The organism is Salmonella sp. 2020_1395 (assembly GCF_043848115.1).
GTDB classification, from domain to species: Bacteria; Pseudomonadota; Gammaproteobacteria; order Enterobacterales; family Enterobacteriaceae; genus Salmonella; species Salmonella enterica.
Genome location: NZ_JBCMFH010000014.1, coordinates 21065 through 40833, shown reverse-complemented (window position 1 = coordinate 40833; position 19769 = coordinate 21065). Strand labels below are relative to the sequence as shown.

The window sequence follows — 19769 nt, the reverse complement described above, 5'->3', positions numbered from 1 at the left end:
CCAACAACAGAGACAGGCAATTATGGACGAAAAGAAACTTAAAGCCCTTGCGGCTGAAGTGGCTGAAGGCCTTAAAACCGAAGCCGATCTCCATGCTTTTTCCCGCATGTTGACGAAGCTTACCGTCGAAACAGTGCTCAATGCGGAGCTGGCTGACCACCCCGGGTATGAGAAAAATGCGCCCAAAACAGGCTCAAACACCCGCAATGGCTACTCGTCAAAAACGGTGTTATGCAATAACAGCGAGATCGAACTGAACACGCCGCGTGACCGTGAAAATACCTTCGAACCACAGCTGATTAAGAAGCACCAGACGCGCATTACGCAGATGGAAAGCCAGATTTTATCCCTCTGCGCCAAAGGCATGACTACCCGCGAAATCGTTGCCACCTTCAAAGAAATGTACGACTCCAATGTGTCGCCAACGCTGATATCTAAAGTCACCGACGCCGTAAAAGAGCAGGTCACTGAGTGGCAAAACCGACAAATGGATACGCTGTATCCCTTTGTTTATATGGACTGTATGTTGTCAAAGTTCATCAGAATGGCAGTGTGATAAACAAAGCAGTTTTCCCTGCGCTGGGGATCAATACCGAAGGTCAGAAAGCGTTGCCGGCATGTGGCTGTCCGGAAATGAAGGCACAAAGTTCTGGCTAAGCGTGCTGACGGAGCTGAAAAAGCGGGGCCTTCAGGACATCCTGATTGCCTGTGTGGACGGTCTGAAGGGCTTCCCGGATGCGATAAACAGCGTCTTCCCGAAATATCCGCAAATCAGCAAAAGCTGGCGTGCGCACTGGGAAAACCTCAATACGCTCTTCAGTTATCCGCCGGATATCCGCAAGACCATCTACCATCTACACTACAAACGCAGTCGAATCCCTGAACAGCGTGATCCGTGCCACGATTAAGAAACGCAAAGTGTTCCCGACGGATGACTCGGTACGAAAAGTTATTTATCTGGCAATCAAGGATGCATCAAAAAAATGGAGTATGCCGATCCAGAACTGGCGACTGGCGATGGGCCGCTTTATTATCGAATTCGGTGACCGCCTGAGCAATCACCTTTAATATATTGGCAGTTATATAGAATTACTGACAGGCTCAAAAAAAGAGACCAGATTTCAGTCTCTTTTTTATCACTCATAATAATAGTCAGTTATTTTCTTTTATTTAGCTCTTCCATAAAATTTACCCAATTTTTATATTGATAATCAAGATTGCGAATCTCGTCTGAGATGGTTGATTGCTGCTGTATGAGACCACGTTTCTTTGCTATCAACTCTTGTAAACCATCATCGAGCACCTTCATTTTCGCTTTTATCTTCTCATTAATTTCATTATATTTTACGGAGTATTCTTCTTTATGTTTTTCTAATACAGCACGTTTCTCCGCCCTTATGTCATCAAAATCACTCAATCTGTAATTCTTTAATTTTTCCCGGCGAGCCTTCATTGCTGGGTCGAAAACTTCAGTATTGTACTTCTTCTCAAAATAATAAGGAGCATTTTCTTTATTAAAGAGTTCCAGCTCTTTATTCAAATCACGCTGAACAAAATAACGGCTTTGTGTTTTTCCATCTTCCCCTTTCCCCCAATACTCATCGATTTCTTTATTAATAACTAATATATTAGTTTTAATTTTTGCGATATCATTATTTAATTCGTTTAGTTTTGATTTCTTCCTGGCATATTCATCTTTAATTGCATTTATTTTATCATCAAAACCTGCTCCATCCATGATGATATATTTACCGTCAGTTTCAACATTAGGAATTGGATTGCCTTTTGGTGTTTCTGACATTTGTAATGAAGAAAATATTGTTTTCCATCCAGTATCTTTATTACCAAGACTGTTCAAAGTTGCTGAGAATTTAATATCTTTGCCTTTATCCCACGATTTTTGAACAACAATATAATCAGTTAACGAGGCAACTGGCGTATATAGATCGTAGCCAGTAGAAAGTAAGCCATCAGCAGCATATGTTCTCTTATTTCCATCAACCGATGTTTCCTTGATATCAATTGAATCAAGGATAAGACGCCCATGAAATTGATTACTAAATTGTTCTTTCAAGACTTTCTCTGTAGGGGTGTTATCGTCACCGCATCCGCTAATTAATAGCGAAACCAATAAACCACACAAAAATTTTCCATTCATAACATTCATCCCAGAAATTAATAATATGCAATAAAATCATTTCAGCATCACACAACGAGTTAGCAAATTCAATATTTAATGATGTGTTATTTTCATTATAATACTGTGTCTTTATTTTTAAACCACCGGGACTCGCTATCTTAATGAAAGACAATACCTCTAATAAATCAGATAGTTGGAAAGTAATTTTTTAATGGGCTGGCTGAAGCCATTAAAATGATTTTTTCAATCATCCTTACTGTAGCCGGAGGTAAAGCTGTTACTTCAACTGACGATGAAGAACAACAGGCAGACTACAGAAATGGACTGATCCTACCCGCGTAATATGGGCACAACCCTAAGCGAGGTTCTGGTTTTCAAATTGTTCCGGACTGAGACTGCCACAGGCACTGTGACGACGCCATTGATTGTAATCACACTCGATATCATTAAACACTGCTGTCCGCATTATTTCCCAGCTGGCAAAGTCCTCTCCGTGAATACATTCCACCTTCAGCGTGTGAAAGAAGCTTTCTGCACAGGCATTGTCATAACAACAGCCTCTGGCGCTCATACTCCCCCGCAGATTATGTCGTTTCAGTAAGCTCTGCTAATCCGTTGAATAGTACTGACCACCTCTGTCTGTATGCACGCTGACTTTTCCCAGTCGTTTACGCCGCCATTGCACCATCTGTAACGCATCGCAGGCTGGCCGCCACGGTTTTTATGTTATACATCCGTCAGGCGTGGCGCACCATAGCGCTGTTTGCGTCACTGAATGCCTCCCGGACGACGTTATCACAGACAAGGCGGAACTGCTGACGCTGGTTTATCTGATGACGACGCTGATGCCAGACGTACCAGCCACTACGGGCAACCTGAAGTACACGGCACATGGCTTTGATACTGAATTCAGCCTGATGTTTTTCGATGAAGACATACTTCATTTCAGGCGCTTCGCGAAGTATGCCGCGGCCTTCTGGAGAATGGCCAGTTCCTCATCCCCTTCTGCCAGTGGACGTTTTAGATGGGCGATCTCTGCGGGCATCGCCTGTTCGCGGTCAGAAGAAGAGAGCTGATTTTGCTGTTTGCTTCGTCAGTTATAGAGTTGTGATTCATACAGGTTAAGCTCGCGGACGGTAGCGGCCACCCCAATGCGTTCAGCCAGTTTCAGGGCTTCCTGACGAAATTCAGGCTGTGCTGCTTGCGTGGCTTTTTGGTGGTTGATGCTGGTTTTTTCATATGAGTCACCTCTTGCTTGAGAGTTTACTCACTTAGTCACGTGACCACTATTGCTGGGTAAGATCAAAGATCCTCAATAACGTGTTACACCGTTTTTCATAAAGCCAACCATACGATTGAATGCTTCCCCTCCCCTCAAACTTCCGGATATCGCTACGCCATCTACCCGCCGCCGTATATATTTACCGCGTTGTATGCCTTTCCTGGCCGAGAGCGTTAATATTTACCTCCAGGATAAACCTTATCACAAATTAACATCAGATCTTAGACCTCATGCTAACTACCCCCATGAAATTAAAGAGCTATTCTCTAAAAGATTAAAGGCAATTATTACTTAATTCAAATTTTAAAGAGATAAATTGATAATAACATGAGCCAATTCTTGTAAATTTCCATCTTTTTTTTATACGCGACATAGTTTTTTAACGATACTATAATATGTAGAAATGCAATATAAAATAGCATTTTCCATAGAAAATGAAAAGATCGCCACCTGATACCTTAAGTTCGCAAATAATTATATAGCTATATATTAGTTTTCTTTTGAAATATTTTTCAGAATAATTTTTGATTTACACGCACATTTAATAAAAGGAAATTATCATGCTAAAAGTATTTAATCCCTCACCTGTCCAGGTGGGGAGTATTGAATGTTTACAATCAGCGCAAAACTGGCAGAGGAAATCCTTATCACTTCAGGGATTAAATTTACTGCAGTCCGTACTCATCAAGCTCACCACGGGTAAAATTTCAATTACGACATCGTCCGGGGAGTATATTACGGCATCAGGGCCAATGTTAATATTTTTAGCTAAAGATCAAACTATTCATATCACTATGGAAGAGACTCATGAACAGTTAAATTATAATTTAATTGAATTAGATTCTGCGTCAATAAAAAATGCTTATAATTTTTTTCTGTATGAACATGCAGACTTTTCGGCCCCATTAACAAAACCGACGACAAAACATCTGTTAGCGCCAATAGAAACAGGCGTAGCAAGAGTATTCAACCTCTTACACTCTTCAAATAAAAGCCAGAAACTATCCCAAGATAAAAAGGAATATTTAATAAGATTTCTACTTTCAGAATTCATCTATGAACCCGAAGCATTTGCTCTCTTCAGAGAACTATCGCAAAATACATTAGCCGAAAACATCTATAATATTATTATAAGCGACATAAGTCGAAAATGGGCGCTCAAGGATATTTCTGACTCACTCTATATGAGTTGTTCCACATTAAAAAGGAAATTGAAACAAGAGCACACCTCATTCAGCGAAGTTTACCTTAATGCGCGAATGAATAAAGCGACAAAACTTCTACGCAATAGTGAATATAATATTACTCGAGTGGCTTATATGTGTGGTTATGATAGTGCTTCTTATTTTACATGCGTTTTTAAAAAACATTTCAAAACTACACCATCGGAATTTTTAGCGTTTTTATCTTCCTCTCGTCATCAATATGTTAATTGAGATATCTGACAATGCAGTATAAGAACAAAGCAAAACATATTAATATAAGAGATGGGATTCTGTTGCTCGCTAAAAAATTCGACCTAACACTGAGCGAGAAAAAAGTTATTTATTACGTGGCAGCAGGATTATCTGTTAAAAGTTGCTCAAATTTATTAGATCGAAATATAAAAACGATTTCAACACAAAAGAGATCAGCCTATAAAAAAATGGATATTACTACTGATGTTGAATTAATCCATTTGATGCTGAATGAGTTTTACATATCAGTCGATATTACGTAATTTTTTCTAAAATGTTGCCAAAGTGGTAGGCAAGGCAATTCTGGATATCATCTTCAGAGATCGGTGTGATATCTACGTTGTTTAATTTAACTGTTCCCGTATAGCAATGACTGGAATTTGATAGTGCTTTGATTAAAGAAGATTTACCTGAACCTGATGTACCGATAATACCCATAAAATCTCCGGGAACAGCAGTGAATGAAAGCTGTTCAATCAGTGTTCGTTCCGCAAACGCTATGGGGTAATTCTTCGCTGTCTATCGGCTGGCTGACGATCGACTCTACTCCGCCAGTGTTGATAACGATACCGGTAACTGGCATGTTTCTGTTCCGCAATCCGCTATTCTGTCGGGGGCAAATCAGTACACCATTACGGCCAACGATCCCGCCGGTAATAGCGCCACCGCCAATGGAACATCTACAGGCACATCGCCGACGGAAACCCCGGTTAACAAGAGTTCCGGCGTAGATGAAATGATTTCGCTTAGCGAGGCGACATGGCATTCGGTAAGTGTTGATGAAGAATATTATGCCTGATAACTAAACATCACCCTGCGAGGTCTCTTCGAAGGCCTCCTGAAAAAAACAGAGTAATATTTATTGTCTGTTAATTATTACAGGGAGAGTTAATTTATAAAAAAAAGCGGCAGACTACGCTGCCGCAAATATGAGGAGGACAATTACCGTTACGCTACACCACAAAGTAATCCGTTACTGAGGTAAGTAAAACATAAATATCCCCAACAATGAATCAACGAATCAAACAATCGTCAAATCATGGTATTAATAACCTTGTTCTGTTTTAGCATACTGTGACAGTAAAAATAGATTTTAGTCATTCTGTATATCACACGAAAATTTATAAAACAGATTTGGTTCACTCACAATATACAAATTATTTTCATTATCCATGGCTATCCCTTCTGGTTGGGGGATATCGTCTCTGAGCCCTGACCACTCCGCCGTCAGGAACAATCGATCGCGCACCCGCCACTCGGAACTGACTTCCAGAATCATTTTTGACTCGTCCGACAACACCAGCAGCGAATCCGTTGGGGCATGGTATTCAAGTCCGGAGACATCGCTCACACTTGCAGTGATGGCAGAAGGCAACGCTCTGGTGATACCATTTTTGCTCATCTCTACTTCTTTGATCATTATGGGTTTTCTTTCTTTGGCGGCATATAATCTCTCATTTTTCGCATCCCATGCCGTACCTTCCAGCCCTTTATTTTTTGCTTTGTCATAGCCCTCAAGCTTCACCATGGAGATTATCTGCATGGCGCCGCGCTGAATATCCACCTGTGTTTTATAGACCGCGCCATCTTTCTCACTGCCTATCTGGAACTGGTTGCCCCCACTCCATGCAATAGACTCCGGGTCGTGGATGCCCTGCAGCGGCATCCGCCCTACCAGCTGCCCTTCTGTCGTTAACCAGACCAGTTCAGGGGGATTATTAATAACGGCGAAAAGCATCCTGTCTTCGGCGGAGTAGGTCAAACCTGAAAGGTTACTCTTAACTCCTGCGACTGGTTTTTGCTGAATAACCGCTTTATAGCTACTCAGTGCTAGCGCCGAGGGTTTATCACCATATTTGAGGATCAGTTGATAAACATAGCGTATATCGTCCCTGACCATAAATAAAATCACGCCCAAGAGTACAACCACAATAACGCGTTTTAGTAATCTCATAAAAAATCCATAGCAGATCGCGTCACGACTGATGTCGTAACGCATTTCTTAAAAATAAAGCCGATGTCCGATAGAATCGTTATTCGGTTATGGCGAGCGCCATTAGCATAGGCAAAATGAAATAGTGAGGGTTATCACAAAAAGCCCGATTTTAATCACTAACGTCCCTTTTTTGTAAATTGACATAATCAAGAGGAGGGTAGTTTCGGCTAATTATTTAAATAGTACGTCTGCAAATTCGCCCCTGTATGCAGGGCAAATGACAAAAAGTGATAATTAATGAGATGTAACACCGCAATCTGATCTGCTATTGCTGCTCCCACTTCTATTCAACCGGGCAGCAAAAAAATGAAACTCAACCTTATTACCGTCAGCCTGGCTACGCTCGTTGCCGCTGGCGCATTCCCGGCCCATGCCGGTCCTCAGGCGCATGTCGTGTGCGGCTATCACCACACGCTGGGCGATGACGCGATTATGATGTTTGGTAAATCGAATCAGGCGATGTGGCATGACTTTTTTGGCAACACCCACACCGACGCGGTCTCTACCTACCAGACGTTGCGCGCGCAACCAGATACCACCTGTGATAATAAAGCCGACAGCTCCGCTTACTGGGCGCCGTCCATGAAATTACCTGATGGTGAAATCGTAAATCCGGCCTACCAAAAGACCTATTATCAATCCACAAATGTAGCGCAATATCCGCTCCATCCATTCCCGGCCGGGCTGGAGTTACTGGCAGGCGATCATCACGGTACTGGCCCCAGTTCCGCAATCACCTTTTTATGTGCCAACGGCAAAGGTTACACCAACAAGGTAGGCGAAATATGCGGCCTGCGTAAAGCGGGCGATGCCGTCCAGTTTAATATCGGGATCGCTTTCCCCAACTGTTGGGATGGCGTCAACCTGAAACCAACCCATAGCCACAATAACGCTATCTATGCCGACCACGGGAAATGTTCCGCAGACTATCCGGTCAAAATCCCGACGGTTAATATGAACATCGCCTGGGTACTCCCGCAGATCTCCTCGCTGGATACGTCCAAAGTAGAATTGTCGATGGACCCGGTAATGCATGGCGAAACCCGGGAAGAGCGCTGGGGAAGTCTTTATACCGCCCATGCCGATTTTATGAATGGCTGGACGGAAGATGGCGCGCAGTTTATGACGGATCTGTGTATGAATCAGGGACTGGATTGCGGCACTACGGTTCCTTACGCCTACAGTAAAGCGGAAGAAAATACCTGGGTAAGCAGCGAAGATGACAAGCCTCATGCCAGCGTCGATACCTTGTACGTACAGGATGACTGGACAAATGGCGGACGCACGCAGCACCCGGAAACGCTCACGCTGGTGAAATTTAAGATCCCGCCCCTGCCTGCCAATATGGACGCTTCGCTATTCAAATACCGTATTCGCCTTTTTGGCGGCAAAACGGAAACGAACGGCGCCGATCAAATTTTCTTTTACCCGACCAGCAGTGACTGGCACGTCAGTACCGTGTCCTGGAACAATAAACCGGCGATCAACTACCGTTCCGATGCCGTGTTATATCTGGACCATTCACATGAGTATCGCATGGTTGATGTCGATAAAGCGGTGCGCAAAGCGCTGGCGGAAGGGAAAACGGAAATATCCTGGTATATCGGCGGCGACCGTCAGGGAAATCACTACGACTTCACGCCAGCGGACTCAAAACAGAGCCTGGTGCTGATGCTGACCGGTTTCAAAAAGACGCCGGAGCTGTAATAGTAAACTGTGCCCGCTGACGCAACAGCGGGCACGATGGCGGCACAAGTATTACGGCACGCCATCAAAACCCGACCAATACCTCAGAAAAACAACCGTTTATTCTCAGGCTGTAGTCCCTGTTGCTGCTGAACATCCTGCAGATAACAGGTCGCTACGACGGCAAGCCGGGCATAGAAGGCGCTAACGGTATTGCGTTGCAGCAATTCCAGATAGCGGAATCCCCAGGGCAGCAGATGCGCCTCCAGTAACCGGTTGGCCGCCACGTTGTCGCCTCGTGCCAGCAGATCGCTACAGGCCAATAGCATCAGGCCAAACTGATCTTCCGGCTCGCGTTCACGGTCAGTGAATACCATTCCCTGCGACTGTAAAAAAGCTCGATAATCGGCGGTGGTTTCCCCCATCAGCAAATTATCTTTTTCCAGATAGACCGATCCCCAGGGCGGGACGGGCATCTTTCCCTGGCCTTCAAACAACACAGAAAATTGCCATGTAAGCGCATCATCATCCGGTAGCGACCATGACGCACACAGTGATTCAATAGGTCCGCGATCGCGCCAGGGGTAAAGCTCAGGCAACGTTGGCAAACAATCGAACAACGCTTTCACCTCCGGCCTCTCAGGGGAGTAGTAAAACAGTGCGCCGAGGATACGCGGCAAAACAGCACGGGAAAGCATAGCAATAGCTCCTGAAATATTTCGCCTGATGACGCTACGCTGATCAGGCTTACATGGCATAAACCGGGCAAAAAACTACATTGGCAGCGTCCACAGATTGTAAAACGCAATCCTACCCGCCAACTCCGCCGCGATAACCACCACAGCCGTCATGGCCAGCACCGCAGCGCTCGATTTCAGGCGCGCGCAGACCACCACCCCGACCACGCCCGCCGCCAGCAATATCGCCTGGGCGGTAAACCAGCTATGCTGCGCGGCGGTCAGAGCGCTATCGGCGCTCATCAGCGTCGCCATATAGCCCGGGCGCAGACAAAAGCTCACCAAAATCGCCAACACGCTGACCAGTAGCCCCAGACGGCGCACGCCAAACAATGCCGCCAACGCGCCGCCGCCAATCAACGGCGTCAATATCATCATTGCCGTGGTGTAAGATGAACGCCAGGTCGCCACCGTCGGCAGTTGGTAAATCTGCGGAACGGCGTATAAGAAGACAACTCCGACTATCGCCGCCAACCATACCAACGCGTTACACAGCGGCGTCGCCCGGTTCAGCAACAAACCGAGCGCCCCCAGCCCGCCGAGCGCCGCAAAAGCCGCCGACAAGACAATCTCGTTACTCATCGGCGAATGTCCGACGCGCAGCAGCATATTCAGCGCACGCAGCGGTTGCCCGACGTGGAAGGTGCCGACAATGACGCCAAGCCCAAACAGGCACATCACCGAGAACAGACCAATAGCCTTGCGCCGCGGCGCGACCAGCCCCATTGCGCCGCCAATCAGCAGCAGAATAAATGCGCCGACCGCGCTCTGGGTAAAGACCGTAAAAAAGACCAGCGGTAACTCATGCATGGCGCACCTCCCGAATGTTCATGATTGCGCCTTCCGTATCGCCCGTGGGTCTCGCTTTCGGATGCGGTTTAATAATGAGGTTAGGATGGGTGAACGACGCTGAAGGCAGCGGCGCGATTTGATTCTCCGTGCCATATTTTGCCCGTAATTCATCGACAGGGCCGAAATCCAGCGCTCGCTGCGGGCAAGAATCCACACAGATAGGGCGCAGATTGTTCTCCAGTCGGTCAAGACAACCGTCGCATTTACGCATCACGTTCGCTTGCGTATCAAACTGCGGCGCGCCGTAGGGGCAACGCATTTCACAATAGCGACAGCCGACGCATACGCTGTCATCCACCACGACCAGACCATCTTCTTTGCGTTTATGCATCGCCCCGGTCGGACAGCCGGAGACACATACCGGCTCATCGCAATGGTTACAAGCAATAGAGAGGTAGTAGGTAAAGGTGTCGTGATGCCAGCTTTCCCCCTCTTTCACCCAGCTTCCGCCGCCATATTCATAGACGCGGCGCAGTTTCGGACCGACATCCAGATCTTTATTATCCTTGCAGCTTACCTGGCAGGTTTTACAGCCTGAACAGCGCGAGGAGTCAACATAAAAGCCATACTGTTTCATCGTACATCACTCCTTAAGCGCGTTTAATTTCAACCAGATTGGTATGCTGCGGATTGCCTTTCGCCAGCGGCGAAGGGTGGTGGCTGGTCAGCGTATTGATACAGCCGCCGACATCAACGCCGTTGCCGTCAAGCCGCGTCCACGCGCCCTGCGGCATCGCCGCCACGCCGGGTAAAATGCGCTGGGTCACTTTACAGGGAAGCTCCACCACGCCGCGGTCATTGAATACATGCACCCGATCGCCGGACTTCAATTGGCGAGCGCTGGCGTCAATCGGGTTAATCCAGACTTCATCCGGCACCGCCTCATGTAGCATCAGCACATTGCTGTAGGTCGAGTGGGTATGCCCTTTGGTATGGAAGCCGCTTAACTGCAACGGATACTTCGCCGTCAGCGCTTTGTTAAGATGCGACTCTTTCGCCGGACAAAATTCCGGCAATGCGGGAATTCGCTCGCCTTCTGGCAACGTCCACGCTTGCGCCAGATCCGCCAGCGCCTGGGAGTAAATTTCAATTTTGCCCGACGGCGTGGAGAGTGGATTAGCCTCGGCGTCGGCGCGGAAATCGGCAAACGCAAGGCTCTGCTGCTCGGTAGCGATACGCTGGTCAATCACGCCCATCTCTTTCGCCACGCTCCACTCCGGCAGGTATGGACGTTTTTCACGGATCTGCTGATAGTGCATCTCCGCCCACTGCGCCTGAGTTCGGCCCTCGGTATATTGCTCGCGCAGTCCAAGATGCCCGGCGATATCCGCGCAGATGTCATACGTGCTGCGCACTTCCCACATCGGTTTAACGGTTTTCTGAATCGCAATCATATAGTTATGCGATCCCGCCGCATAGGAGCTGTCCACCAGGTCTTCCGCCTCAAGATAGCTGGTCTCCGGCAACAGCAGATCCGCATACATCGCGCTGGGCGTCATATGGTTTTCAATCACGATAATGGTTTCACACAGCGATTCATCCGCGAGAATTTGTCGGGTGCGGTTCGTTTCGCCGTGCTGATTCAGCAAGGTATTACCGGCCTGGTTGAAAAACAGCTTAATTCCGGTTTTTAGCCTGTCCGCGCCTTTCACACCCATTGTCGTCGCGGTCATTTTCTCCGGATGCTGAATGGCGTCCGTCCACAGATAGCAAGGAATAGAGGTTGTGATCGGATTCTTACCGACGGGCAACAATGGCACGCCATACGGCGTACCGTAAGGCCAGTTGCCATTGTTGGTGCCGGGCCGCCCGAAGTGGCCGGTTAACGCTGGCAGCGTCTGAATAGCACGCACGGTTTGTTCGCCGTTGGCATGACGCTGCGGCCCCCAGCCCTGGCAAATATAGCAGGCGCGCGCCGAGGCGATTTCGCGCGCCAGTTGGCGAATACGCGTTGCCGGAATACCGGTGATATCCGCCGCCCATTCCGGGGTTTTCGCGATACCATCATCGCCCGTGCCAAGAACATAATCTTTATAGCTGGCGTTAGGCGCAGCCGTGTCCGGCAAGGTGCTACGGTCATAGCCGACGCAATAGCGGTTTACCAGCGCCTCGTCGAGAAGCTGTTCGGTAATCAGCGTATGCGCGATGCCGGCGACTAACGCAGCGTCCGTGGTTGGGCGAATCGGTAGCCATTCGGCGTGTTCGGTAATCACCGAATCGGTATAGCGTGGATCGATAATAATGACTCGGGCTTTCGAGGTTTCCAGCGCCCGGCGCAGCTCTTCAACCTGACCGCCGCCGGACATCCGCGTTTCTGAGAGATTCAGGCCAAATAGCACCACCAGATCGGAATGCGCGATCTGCGTAAAATGGCTACCGACATAGGTACCATGCATATAGGGCGTTGCCGTCGCGATTTGCGCGGTCGAGTAGGTATTATGGTAATTTAAATAGCCGCCGGTGAGATTTAACAATCGTTTCCATGCGGGCGATCCCTGCGTGTGATAATACGCGCCGGATTGATAATTATAATAAATAGCTTCCCGGCCATATTGTTCGCTAACACGCGTTAATTCCGCCGCAATAAAGGCCGTAGCCTCATCCCATGAAATACGTTTAAATTTTCCTTCACCGCGTTTTCCCACTCTTTTCATCGGATACTTAATGCGATCCGGGCTATAGACGCGCCAGCGACTGGAACGCCCACGCAGGCAGGGACGAATCTGATGCTCGCCGAATACCGCGTCATCTTTCGCGTCTTCCGGTTCAATACGCACAATGCGATCATTTTTCACGATAACCTTAAGCGGGCATCGACTGCCACAGTTGACCAGACAGGCGCTGTGCCTGACGGTTTCGCCGTTGGCATCCTTCGGTATCGGGGTATCCTGCGCCTGGGCAGTGGTAGCAAAAGGCAGCGTAATCGCCTGGCTTAGCGTCACCGCCGCCCCTACTTTTGCAGTAGCGACAATAGCATCACGTCGGGTTATGGTTGTGTTCAGCCATTTTTTTATTTCCATTTTTTATTTCTCACATTGCTTCCATAATTATTAATAATATGTAATGAAAACTAATCATAATAGATTAAATATTTGTGCTGATTGATTGTGATCAAACGCATTCTGAACGTCAGTAAAAATAAAATGTGATACCGCATACGTTATTATAAAAATTAATGAAAAATTATTTTATGTAATTCTGATGAAAATAAATTACCAATCACGGTATCCGGCGATATTAATTAACGACATGACGTTTGCCAGTCGACATGAGCAGGTAGCGCCCCCTGCAAGGCAAGACGGGCTTTTCAACACTGGAGCAACATCGCCTATGCCTTTGAATTAGACGCCTCATCAGGGATAATAACCTTACGATTCGTCCGCTCAGGTCCACTATGAAACACTCCCTGCCATGCCGGGCGTTACGCAAACGCCCCATGAAACTCGGCACCACCGTCATTCTGATGGTCAGCGCCGTTCTGTTTTCGGTGCTCGTTGTGGTCCATCTGATCTATTTTTCGCAAATCAGCAGCATGACGCGCGACGCGCTGGCAGATAAAGCGCTGGCGGTGGCTCGCTCGCTGGCGGACTCTCCGGCAGTTCGCGAGGGGCTGAAAAAACCGCCTGCGGAAAGCGGCATTCAGACGCTCGCCGAAGCGGTGAGCCAGCATAATGGCTTTTTGTTTATTGTGGTGACCAACATGCAGGGCATCCGTTATTCACACCCAGAAACGCAGCGAATCGGCCAACCGTTCAAAGGCGATGACATTCTGCTCGCGCTGCAGGGAAAGGAAAACGTTGCCATTAATCGCGGCTTTCTTGCCAAAGCGCTGCGCGTTTTCACACCGGTTTATGATGAACATCACCGGCAGATCGGCGTGGTAGCGATTGGCCTGGAACTCAGTCACGTTACGCAGCAGATCAACAATAGCCGCGGCAGTATTATCTGGTCCATTCTGTTCGGCGCTCTGGTGGGGTTATTAGGCACGTATGCGCTGGTCAAGGTGCTGAAACGTATCCTGTTTGGCCTCGAACCCTATGAGATCTCAACCCTGTTTGAACAACGCCAGGCGATGCTGCAGTCAATCAAAGAGGGCGTTATCGCCGTGGATGATAGCGGCGAAGTCACGTTGATTAACCATGCGGCGCAGGCGCTGCTCGATTATCGAAAAACGCAGGATGACGCCAGATTATCCACCCTGAGTCATGCCTGGTCGCAGGTGGTGGACATTAGCGAAGTGTTGCGTGACGGTACGCCGCGCCGCGATGAAGAGATCATCGTCAAAGGCCGCCTGCTGCTGGTGAATACCGTTCCGGTGCGCAGCAACGGCGAAATTATCGGCGCGATATCCACCTTCAGGGATAAAACAGAAGTTCGCCAACTGATGCAGCGGTTGGACGGGATGGTGAACTACGCGGATGCGCTCCGTGAACGATCCCACGAATTCATGAACAAATTACATGTGATTCTGGGATTATTGCACCTGAAGAGTTATAAGCAGCTTGAAGCGTATATTATCAAGACGGCCAATAACTATCAGGAAGAGATCGGTTTGTTGCTGGGTAAAATAAAGTCGCCGATTATCGCTGGCTTTTTGCTCAGTAAGATTACTCGCGCCTCTGATTTCGGGCACAGCCTGGTGATAAGCAGCGACAGCCAGTTACCGGATAATAACAATGAAGATCAGGTTACGGTGCTGATTACGGCGCTGGGTAATTTGATTGAAAACGCGCTGGAAGCGTTGAGCCAGGAATCCGGCGGCGAAATCAGCGTCTCGTTACACTACCGTCATGGCTGGCTGCATTGCGAAGTGAGCGATGACGGTCCGGGTATCGAACCTGAGCGCATCGAGGCGATTTTTGAAAAAGGCGTCTCGTCGAAAGGCGCCGAACGCGGCGTCGGTTTAGTGCTGGTTAAACAGCAGGTTGAAGCGCTTGGCGGCGTAATTTCCGTGGAGTCCGAGCCTGGGATCTTCACACAATTTTTTGTACAGTTACCCTGGGATGGAAAAAGGACCAGCCTATGATCAATGTATTAATTGTCGATGACGATGCGATGGTCGCGGAGTTAAATCGCCGCTATGTCGCGCAAATCTCCGGTTTTCATTGTTGTGGAACCGCTTCGACGCTGGAAAAAGCGAAAGAGTTTATCTTCAACAGTGAAAATCACATTGACCTAATCCTGCTGGATATCTACATGCAGCAGGAAAACGGATTGGATCTGCTGCCTGTCCTGCACAGCGCAGGCTGCAAAAGTGACGTTATTGTCATTTCTTCTGCCGCTGACGCCGCCACCATTAAAGATTCGCTTCACTACGGCGTGGTGGATTATCTGATCAAGCCTTTTCAGGCCACGCGCTTTGAAGAAGCGCTGACCGGCTGGCTACGTAAGAAAACGGCGATGGAAAAACGCCAGTATTACGAACAGTCTGAGCTTGACCTGCTCATTCACGGTAATTCATCCAGCGAGCAGGAGCCTCGCCGGCTGCCAAAAGGGCTGACGCAGCAAACGCTACGCACCTTATGTCAGTGGATTGATGCGCATCAGGAGCAGGAATTTTCTACCGACGAGTTGGCCAACGAAGTGAATATCTCGCGCGTCTCCTGCCGTAAATATCTCATCTGGCTGGTGAATTGCCATATCTTGTTTACCAGTATTCATTACGGCGTGACCGGCAGGCCGGTTTACCGCTACCGCGTTCAGCCGGAACATTACTCTTTACTGAAACAATATTGTCAGTAAGGATACCGCATAAAGCCGACGCGAAGCGTTATATCCTGGTAACATTTATTATAACAATGCCAATAAAAACGCTATCACATTAATAACAAACCTGGGAAATTGTGTCAGATCAAATATACTCAACCCAGGCCTGTTAACGTTATTTTCTATTATTACAGCGCTCTGCGCTGTTTTTAATTTCAAAACGCTAACAAAAGTTAATTAAGTATTATCCCATGCCGAGAGTGTGTATTTTTATTAAAAAAGGGATTTGTCCGGAATTTTCCTGACACTTAAATAAAATTATGTTTGTAGCAATGGAGCTTGTGCTACGCCTATGGACAATACGTATATTGGTGAGCAGATACGCGTCTCCACACGCCATACTAATAATTTAAAAAAATGGCGTGACAATGATCACATAAGTCACATTCTGTTCGCTTTATCTCGTGATTTACCTGATGGCGAGACACAAAAATTAAAGAATAAACGCCTGTTTTTAAAACAGACAAATCATAATTTACTGCTCTCGCTGACTCCACCTGCCCATCGCCAGAGGGTACTCCCCTCTGAACATCACCATCGCAAGAAAATAATTACTTAAAGCAACTCTGTAAAAAGCTTAATCGTTAATCGTCGCCACTGGCGCATTGAATATTCGCCATTTCCTGATGCTCATTCACACAAATCAGAAGATGGCTGTGATCCATTTATCAAAATTGACTGGGTTTATCGCGAGGATAAATAAAAATGTTATTTAGTATACAGCTTCTCATAATATTAATATGTCTGTTTTATGGCGCCCGAAAGGGCGGCATCGCGCTCGGGTTGTTGGGCGGTATCGGTTTGGTCATTCTGGTGTTTGTTTTCCATCTCCAGCCAGGTAAACCGCCCGTTGACGTAATGCTGGTCATTATCGCGGTAGTCGCCGCGTCGGCGACGTTGCAGGCATCAGGCGGGCTGGATGTGATGCTGCAGATTGCCGAAAAGCTGCTGCGTCGCAACCCCAAATACGTCTCTATTGTGGCGCCGTTCGTCACCTGTACCCTGACGATTCTGTGTGGGACAGGCCACGTGGTCTACACCATTTTGCCGATTATCTATGACGTGGCGATCAAGAATAATATCCGTCCGGAACGTCCAATGGCGGCCAGTTCTATCGGCGCGCAAATGGGTATCATCGCCAGTCCGGTTTCCGTCGCCGTTGTTTCTCTGGTAGCGATGCTGGGCAACGTGACATTTGACGGAAAACATCTGGAGTTCCTCGATCTGCTGTCGATCACCATCCCGTCTACCCTGCTCGGTATCCTGGCAATCGGTATTTTTAGTTGGTTCCGCGGTAAAGATCTGGATAAAGACGAAGCGTTTCAGAAATTTATTTCCGTACCGGAAAACCGTCAGTACGTGTACGGCGATACCGCGACGCTGCTGGATAAAAAACTGCCGAAAAGCAACTGGCTGGCGATGTGGATCTTCCTGGCGGCGATTGCCGTGGTCGCTCTCCTGGGCGCGGACTCCGACTTACGTCCAACCTTCGGCGGCAAACCGTTGTCGATGGTGCTGGTCATTCAGATGTTTATGCTGCTGACCGGGGCGCTCATTATCATCCTGACCAAAACCAATCCTGCGTCTATCTCAAAAAACGAAGTTTTTCGTTCCGGTATGATTGCGATTGTCGCGGTATACGGGATCGCCTGGATGGCGGAAACCATGTTCGGCGCGCATATGTCGGAAATTCAGGGCGTGCTGGGCGAAATGGTCAAAGAGTATCCGTGGGCCTATGCCATCGTTCTGCTTCTGGTCTCCAAGTTTGTTAACTCCCAGGCAGCGGCGCTGGCGGCGATTGTTCCCGTCGCGCTGGCTATCGGTGTCGATCCGGCGTATATCGTGGCCTCTGCGCCGGCATGTTATGGCTACTATATCTTGCCGACCTACCCAAGCGATCTGGCGGCGATTCAGTTTGACCGTTCCGGCACAACCCGTATTGGCCGCTTCGTCATTAACCACAGCTTCATTCTGCCGGGTTTGATTGGCGTGAGCGTCTCCTGCGTCTTTGGCTGGATCTTTGCCGCAATGTACGGATTCCTGTAATGGCCGCGCGCGCCGCCCGGTTATGCGCGGCGCGCGACTTAGAGCCTGGCCCATGAGGTTCTTAATACATTTTCTTACTATTAGGCTGGAAGCACATGTCGAAAAAAGAGTTTATCTATCAGGCGCCTTTCCCGATGGGAGAAGACAAAACAGAGTATTATCTGCTCACCTCCGATTATGTCAGCGTCAGTGAATTCAACGGAGAATCTATCCTCAACGTTGAGCCGCAGGCGTTAACGTTGCTGGCTCAGCAGGCCTTCCATGATGCGTCTTTTATGCTCCGTCCTGAACACCAGCAGCAAGTCGCCGCCATTCTCCATGACCCCGAAGCCAGCGAAAACGACAAATATGTGGCGTTGCAATTCCTGAGAAACTCCGAGATCGCCGCCAAAGGCATTCTGCCGACCTGCCAGGATACCGGCACGGCGATTATCATGGGTAAAAAAGGCCAACGCGTCTGGACGGGCGGCGGCGATGAAGCCGCGCTCTCCAAAGGCGTGTTTAATACCTATATCGAAGATAACCTGCGCTACTCGCAGAACGCGCCGCTGGATATGTACAAAGAGGTCAATACCGGCAGCAACCTGCCAGCGCAAATCGATCTCTATGCCGTCGACGGCGACGAGTACAAGTTCCTTTGCGTGGCGAAAGGCGGCGGTTCAGCAAACAAAACGTATCTCTATCAGGAGACCAAAGCGCTGCTCACCCCAGGCAAGCTGAAAAACTTCCTCGTTGAGAAAATGCGCACGCTGGGCACCGCAGCCTGTCCGCCATACCATATCGCCTTTGTCATTGGCGGCACCTCGGCGGAAAGCACGCTGAAAACCGTTAAACTCGCCAGCACCCACTATTACGACGCGCTGCCGACGGAAGGTAACGAGCACGGCCAGGCATTCCGCGATCTCCACCTGGAACAGGAACTGCTGGAAGAAGCGCATAAACTTGGCCTCGGCGCCCAGTTCGGCGGGAAATATTTCGCCCACGATATTCGCGTAATTCGCCTGCCGCGTCACGGCGCTTCCTGTCCGGTGGGGATGGGCGTCTCCTGCTCGGCCGACCGTAACATCAAAGCGAAAATCAACCGCGAAGGCATCTGGATCGAAAAACTGGAGCACAATCCGGGCCAGTATATTCCGCCAGCGCTGCGTCAGGCGGGCGAAGGCGACGCGGTGAAAGTCGATCTCAACCGTCCGATGAAAGAGATCCTCGCCCAGCTATCGCAGTACCCGGTCTCGACTCGCCTGTCGCTGACGGGCACCATTATCGTAGGTCGCGATATCGCCCACGCGAAGCTAAAAGAGCGTATTGAATCCGGCGAAGACCTGCCGCAGTATATTAAAGACCATCCCATCTATTACGCAGGTCCGGCAAAAACTCCGGCAGGTTATCCATCTGGCTCATTAGGCCCCACCACCGCAGGCCGAATGGACTCTTATGTAGATCTGCTGCAATCCCACGGCGGCAGTATGATCATGCTGGCGAAAGGCAACCGTAGTCAGCAGGTCACGGATGCCTGTAAAAAACATGGCGGCTTTTATTTGGGCAGTATCGGCGGCCCGGCGGCGGTACTGGCACAGCAGAGCATTAAGCATCTGGAGTGCGTCGAGTATCCGGAACTCGGCATGGAAGCTATCTGGAAAATTGAAGTAGAAGATTTCCCGGCCTTTATCCTGGTGGATGACAAAGGCAACGATTTCTTCCAGCAGATTGTCAGCAAACAGTGCGCTAACTGCGCGAAATAACCTGGCAGGCCCGGCGTTCTCCCGGGCCGCGTTATCGGTTAATTGCCGGATGGCGCTACGCTTAT

The 19769-nt window shown here is 48.6% G+C and carries 16 protein-coding genes and 4 pseudogenes; 12 read left to right on the top strand and 8 right to left on the bottom strand.

All coding sequences use genetic code 11. The features are described 5' to 3' along the window. The first annotated feature begins 22 nt into the window (after positions 1-22). Positions 23-1068, top strand: a pseudogene (locus ACH0WD_RS19170) (IS256 family transposase). A gap of 88 nt (positions 1069-1156) precedes the next feature. Here the strand turns inward: ACH0WD_RS19170 and ACH0WD_RS19165 are convergent. Continuing rightward, the gene (locus tag ACH0WD_RS19165; RefSeq protein WP_001013446.1) at positions 1157-2158 is read right to left on the bottom strand and encodes a DUF1202 family protein; all 1002 of its coding nucleotides are present in this window, start codon (positions 2156-2158) and stop codon (positions 1157-1159) included. A 337-nt stretch (positions 2159-2495) separates the two neighbouring features. Beyond that, a pseudogene (locus ACH0WD_RS19160) lies at positions 2496-3379 on the bottom strand (IS3 family transposase). A gap of 116 nt (positions 3380-3495) precedes the next feature. Between ACH0WD_RS19160 and ACH0WD_RS19155 the strand changes: the two are divergent. The 3 genes from ACH0WD_RS19155 (at position 3496) to rtsB (ending at position 5142) form a co-directional block, all read left to right on the top strand. Beyond that, positions 3496-3717: a hypothetical protein gene (locus ACH0WD_RS19155; RefSeq protein WP_001595143.1), complete on the top strand. Its 222-nt coding sequence runs from the start codon at positions 3496-3498 to the stop codon at positions 3715-3717. A 265-nt stretch (positions 3718-3982) separates the two neighbouring features. Then, positions 3983-4858: an AraC family transcriptional regulator gene (locus ACH0WD_RS19150; protein ID WP_000921674.1), complete on the top strand. Its 876-nt coding sequence runs from the start codon at positions 3983-3985 to the stop codon at positions 4856-4858. Next, positions 4855-5142: a transcriptional regulator RtsB gene (rtsB, locus tag ACH0WD_RS19145; RefSeq protein ID WP_001269916.1), complete on the top strand. Its 288-nt coding sequence runs from the start codon at positions 4855-4857 to the stop codon at positions 5140-5142. Before ACH0WD_RS19150 ends, rtsB begins: the two co-directional genes overlap by 4 nt. Here rtsB and ACH0WD_RS19140 read toward each other — a convergent pair. Next, positions 5135-5317, bottom strand: coding sequence for an ATP-binding cassette domain-containing protein (locus tag ACH0WD_RS19140; protein WP_001527266.1), 183 nt, complete (start codon positions 5315-5317; stop codon positions 5135-5137). The two genes, rtsB and ACH0WD_RS19140, sit on opposite strands and share 8 nt — an antisense overlap. A 19-nt stretch (positions 5318-5336) precedes the next feature. Between ACH0WD_RS19140 and ACH0WD_RS19135 the strand changes: the two are divergent. Both ACH0WD_RS19135 and ACH0WD_RS19130 read left to right on the top strand, forming a co-directional pair. Continuing rightward, a pseudogene (locus ACH0WD_RS19135) lies at positions 5337-5436 on the top strand (hypothetical protein); the annotation flags it as partial. Between the two features lie 65 nt (positions 5437-5501). Next, a pseudogene (locus ACH0WD_RS19130) lies at positions 5502-5678 on the top strand (hypothetical protein); the annotation flags it as partial. A gap of 294 nt (positions 5679-5972) precedes the next feature. On the opposite strand, the gene ACH0WD_RS19125 reads toward ACH0WD_RS19130, so the two are convergent. Next, positions 5973-6878, bottom strand: coding sequence for an SdiA-regulated domain-containing protein (locus ACH0WD_RS19125; RefSeq protein WP_001268195.1), 906 nt, complete (start codon positions 6876-6878; stop codon positions 5973-5975). Between the two features lie 303 nt (positions 6879-7181). Here ACH0WD_RS19125 and ACH0WD_RS19120 point away from each other — a divergent pair, with 303 nt between their 5' ends. After that, positions 7182-8582 carry a DUF1996 domain-containing protein gene (locus ACH0WD_RS19120; RefSeq protein WP_000773799.1) on the top strand — a complete coding sequence of 467 codons (1401 nt, stop codon included), beginning with the start codon at positions 7182-7184 and terminating at the stop codon, positions 8580-8582. A gap of 83 nt (positions 8583-8665) precedes the next feature. On the opposite strand, the gene ACH0WD_RS19115 is transcribed toward ACH0WD_RS19120, so the two are convergent. The 4 genes from ACH0WD_RS19115 to ACH0WD_RS19100 form a co-directional block, all read right to left on the bottom strand. Further along, on the bottom strand, positions 8666-9259 hold the full coding sequence (locus ACH0WD_RS19115) for a molecular chaperone (RefSeq protein ID WP_001519164.1): 594 nt from the start codon (positions 9257-9259) through the stop codon (positions 8666-8668). A gap of 75 nt (positions 9260-9334) precedes the next feature. After that, positions 9335-10108, bottom strand: a complete 774-nt coding sequence (locus ACH0WD_RS19110) for a DmsC/YnfH family molybdoenzyme membrane anchor subunit (RefSeq protein ID WP_000544929.1) — start codon at positions 10106-10108, stop codon at positions 9335-9337. Beyond that, positions 10101-10727: a DMSO/selenate family reductase complex B subunit gene (locus ACH0WD_RS19105; RefSeq protein WP_000816143.1), complete on the bottom strand. Its 627-nt coding sequence runs from the start codon at positions 10725-10727 to the stop codon at positions 10101-10103. The genes ACH0WD_RS19110 and ACH0WD_RS19105 overlap by 8 nt, the downstream gene beginning before the upstream one ends. Before the next feature lie 13 nt (positions 10728-10740). Then, positions 10741-13170, bottom strand: coding sequence for a DMSO/selenate family reductase complex A subunit (locus ACH0WD_RS19100; RefSeq protein WP_000403490.1), 2430 nt, complete (start codon positions 13168-13170; stop codon positions 10741-10743). A gap of 374 nt (positions 13171-13544) precedes the next feature. Here ACH0WD_RS19100 and ACH0WD_RS19095 point away from each other — a divergent pair, with 374 nt between their 5' ends. The 5 genes from ACH0WD_RS19095 (at position 13545) to fumA (ending at position 19704) form a co-directional block, all read left to right on the top strand. Next, the gene (locus tag ACH0WD_RS19095; protein WP_000682912.1) at positions 13545-15176 is read left to right on the top strand and encodes a sensor histidine kinase; all 1632 of its coding nucleotides are present in this window, start codon (positions 13545-13547) and stop codon (positions 15174-15176) included. Beyond that, on the top strand, positions 15173-15892 hold the full coding sequence (gene dcuR, locus ACH0WD_RS19090; RefSeq protein ID WP_000611307.1) for a two-component system response regulator DcuR: 720 nt from the start codon (positions 15173-15175) through the stop codon (positions 15890-15892). Before ACH0WD_RS19095 ends, dcuR begins: the two co-directional genes overlap by 4 nt. 316 nt (positions 15893-16208) lie before the next feature. Continuing rightward, complete coding sequence (locus ACH0WD_RS19085) at positions 16209-16475, top strand: hypothetical protein (protein ID WP_001530565.1); 267 nt, start codon at positions 16209-16211, stop codon at positions 16473-16475. Between the two features lie 146 nt (positions 16476-16621). Next, on the top strand, positions 16622-17962 hold the full coding sequence (gene dcuB, locus ACH0WD_RS19080) for an anaerobic C4-dicarboxylate transporter DcuB (RefSeq protein WP_000899149.1): 1341 nt from the start codon (positions 16622-16624) through the stop codon (positions 17960-17962). A gap of 95 nt (positions 17963-18057) precedes the next feature. Then, positions 18058-19704, top strand: a complete 1647-nt coding sequence (fumA, locus tag ACH0WD_RS19075; protein ID WP_000037187.1) for a class I fumarate hydratase FumA — start codon at positions 18058-18060, stop codon at positions 19702-19704. Positions 19705-19769: the final 65 nt, after the last annotated feature.

Excerpts from the sequence above, each read along its gene's own strand:
- ACH0WD_RS19115 (WP_001519164.1), bottom strand. The coding sequence starts at position 9,259 with ATGCTTTCCCGTGCTGTTTTGCCGCGTATCCTCGGCGCACTGTTTTAC.
- dcuR (WP_000611307.1), top strand. The coding sequence starts at position 15,173 with ATGATCAATGTATTAATTGTCGATGACGATGCGATGGTCGCGGAGTTA.
- ACH0WD_RS19120 (WP_000773799.1), top strand. The coding sequence starts at position 7,182 with ATGAAACTCAACCTTATTACCGTCAGCCTGGCTACGCTCGTTGCCGCT.
- ACH0WD_RS19085 (WP_001530565.1), top strand. The coding sequence starts at position 16,209 with ATGGACAATACGTATATTGGTGAGCAGATACGCGTCTCCACACGCCAT.
- ACH0WD_RS19095 (WP_000682912.1), top strand. The coding sequence starts at position 13,545 with ATGAAACACTCCCTGCCATGCCGGGCGTTACGCAAACGCCCCATGAAA.
- fumA (WP_000037187.1), top strand. The coding sequence starts at position 18,058 with ATGTCGAAAAAAGAGTTTATCTATCAGGCGCCTTTCCCGATGGGAGAA.
- ACH0WD_RS19125 (WP_001268195.1), bottom strand. The coding sequence starts at position 6,878 with ATGCGTTACGACATCAGTCGTGACGCGATCTGCTATGGATTTTTTATG.
- ACH0WD_RS19110 (WP_000544929.1), bottom strand. The coding sequence starts at position 10,108 with ATGCATGAGTTACCGCTGGTCTTTTTTACGGTCTTTACCCAGAGCGCG.
- ACH0WD_RS19150 (WP_000921674.1), top strand. The coding sequence starts at position 3,983 with ATGCTAAAAGTATTTAATCCCTCACCTGTCCAGGTGGGGAGTATTGAA.
- ACH0WD_RS19105 (WP_000816143.1), bottom strand. The coding sequence starts at position 10,727 with ATGAAACAGTATGGCTTTTATGTTGACTCCTCGCGCTGTTCAGGCTGT.
- dcuB (WP_000899149.1), top strand. The coding sequence starts at position 16,622 with ATGTTATTTAGTATACAGCTTCTCATAATATTAATATGTCTGTTTTAT.
- ACH0WD_RS19165 (WP_001013446.1), bottom strand. The coding sequence starts at position 2,158 with ATGAATGGAAAATTTTTGTGTGGTTTATTGGTTTCGCTATTAATTAGC.
- ACH0WD_RS19100 (WP_000403490.1), bottom strand. The coding sequence starts at position 13,170 with ATGGAAATAAAAAAATGGCTGAACACAACCATAACCCGACGTGATGCT.
- ACH0WD_RS19140 (WP_001527266.1), bottom strand. The coding sequence starts at position 5,317 with ATGGGTATTATCGGTACATCAGGTTCAGGTAAATCTTCTTTAATCAAA.